At 67.0% G+C, this 2170-nt stretch carries 3 protein-coding genes; all 3 read right to left on the bottom strand.

The features are described 5' to 3' along the window. On the bottom strand, positions 1 to 340 hold a 340-nt coding region (locus FFS27_RS32010; protein ID WP_137952513.1), incomplete at its 3' end, for a serine aminopeptidase domain-containing protein. A gap of 89 nt (positions 341 to 429) precedes the next feature. Further along, positions 430 to 1065 (bottom strand): CDP-alcohol phosphatidyltransferase family protein, encoded by a 636-nt coding sequence (locus tag FFS27_RS32005; protein WP_003139074.1) that lies wholly within the window; start codon positions 1063 to 1065, stop codon positions 430 to 432. A gap of 134 nt (positions 1066 to 1199) precedes the next feature. Then, positions 1200 to 2170 (bottom strand): translocation/assembly module TamB domain-containing protein (locus FFS27_RS32000; RefSeq protein ID WP_171019279.1); only part of this gene is annotated, 971 nt, incomplete at its 5' end.

Genomic DNA, 2170 nt, shown 5'->3' with positions numbered 1-2170 from the left:
GCGCCAGCGCCGCCGTGCGCTCTGCGGCGATACGGTGGACGGCCTCGATATGGTCGACGAAGGGCTGTACGTCGCGCACGCTGGTGGCGAAGCTCGGGCTGTCGCCGCGGGCGCCTGGCGAGAGGCCGTGGCCACGGGCGTCCCAGGCGAAGAAGTCGTGTTCCGGCAGGTCGAGTTCGTCGACCAGGTGGGCGATCCGCCCGGAGTGCTCATGGCCGCGGTGGAACAGCAGCACCGCCTGGCGCGTGCCGTCCGGCGCCGGGCGGCTGGCCGGCCAGTGGCGGTAGAAGAGTTCTACCCCGTCGTGGGTGGTGAAACGCAATTCCTGTACGTCGCGCATGTGATGTCCCTATGTCGTTGCCCCGGCCGGGAACCCAGCGGGGTTGCTTCCTGCGGGCGCCCACCTCCATGGTGCTCGCCCATTCCCGCTCAGGCCTGCTCGTCGCGGCCCCGCCGACTCGCGGCCAGCTCGGCCAGGCCCTGGCGCACACGGTTGCCGATGGTCAGCAGCAGCAGGGCCGCGATCAGCAACATCAGCCAGTCGATCCAGGCCAGCGGCAACAGGCCGCTGGCCACCCCGGCGCCGATCACGCCGAAACACAGCGCCCGGTCGCTCTTGCCCATCGGGCCGTCGTAGCGGCGCGAAGCGCCGACCATGGTGCCCAGCGCACCGGCATATTCGCTGATCACCGCCAGCAGCACCACCAGCACCACCCACAGCGGATTGACTCCCGGCAACAGGGCGAACGGCAGGTACAGGCCGCTGTCGGCGATCACGTCGGTGAGTTCGTTGAGGTAGGCGCCCAAGTCGGATTTCTGGCCGAACTCGCGGGCGAGCATGCCGTCCACCGCGTTCAGCGCCATGCGCAGGAACATCCACAGCGGAACGAGGGCGAACAGCCAGAGATGGCTGGCGAAACCGGCGACCAGCGCGCCGACCAGCAGCGACAGCAGGCAGGCCGCCAGGGTCACCTGGTTGGCAGTGATGCCGCGCTGGTAGAGGCGCTGCACGCCGGGACGAAGAAGATTCTGAAAGCGCGGTTTGAGTTGATAGACGGAAATCATGTCAGCCAGTCCTTGTGCCGAGTTGCTTCGGGCACCGACCTGGCGGTCGGCGCCCGCTCCATTCTACGACGTCGATGCGCCGCTAAAAGTGACACACTTTTATGCGTTACGCATGGTCCGTATCAGCGCATCCGTCAGAAATCGCGCTTGAAGAACAGGTCCAGCGAACTGGCCAGGCCGCTCGCCGCTTCGAGATAGAGGCGTTTGGTCAACTGGTAGCGCAAGGCGATGGTATTTGCCGGTTCGAACACTCCAACACCATAGCGCAGGCTGAGCTTGTCGGTGATATTCCCGCTGGCGACCACGCTGGTGCTGTTGCCGGTGCCCTCGGTGTCCAGCTGGAAGTCCTGGATGCCGAGCTGCTTGGCGATTTCCCCGGTGAGCGGTGCGCTACCGGCCAGGCCCAGGGCCAGGGCCGCCTCGCCGAGCATGTTGCTGTCTTCGCCGGTGCTCATCGGCCGCCCCAGCACCAGGTAGGACAGCGCCTGCTCCTGGCTCATCGCCGGTTCGGAGAATACCGCGCTGGTCGGCTGCTCGGCGCTGCCGGTCAGGCGCAGGCCGGCGACCACATCGTCGACCCGGCGGATCGCCTCGATATCCAGGTACGGCTGGTCGATCGGTCCGGCGAAGAACAGCCGCGCCCTACGGATCGTCAGGCGCTGGCCGTAGGCACGATAGCGGCCCTTGTTCAGGTTCAGCTCGCCGCGGGTATCCAGGTTGTCGCCGATGTGCAGGTGGCCGGCCAGTTCGGCGCTGAGGCCGAAGCCGGAGAACGCCAGCTTGTCCTGGCCGACCTCGACATCGATGTCCATCTTCATCTTCAGCGGCTGCTGCTCGGGCTGCTCGGAGCCGACGATCACCGCATCGTCGGAGACCTTGACCGTCGATGGCGGCAACTGGCGGATGGTGATGTCGCCACGCGGCACCAGGACCTTGCCGGAGATCGCCAGCTCCTGGCCGGCCATGCCGATCTTCAGGTCCGGTTCCACCTCCAGTTGCGCATAGGGATCGACCACCACCGGCAGGCGGTTGCCACGAATGTTCAGGGCGACGTTCAGCGCCTCGCCCCAGCTCAGGTTGCCGGACAGGCTGCCCTGGCCGTACC

The organism is Pseudomonas sp. 2VD (genome assembly GCF_005503585.1).
Taxonomy (GTDB): domain Bacteria; phylum Pseudomonadota; class Gammaproteobacteria; order Pseudomonadales; family Pseudomonadaceae; genus Pseudomonas; species Pseudomonas aeruginosa.
The sequence above is the reverse complement of the archived record's forward strand: the minus strand, read 5'-3'. Positions and strand labels throughout refer to the sequence as shown.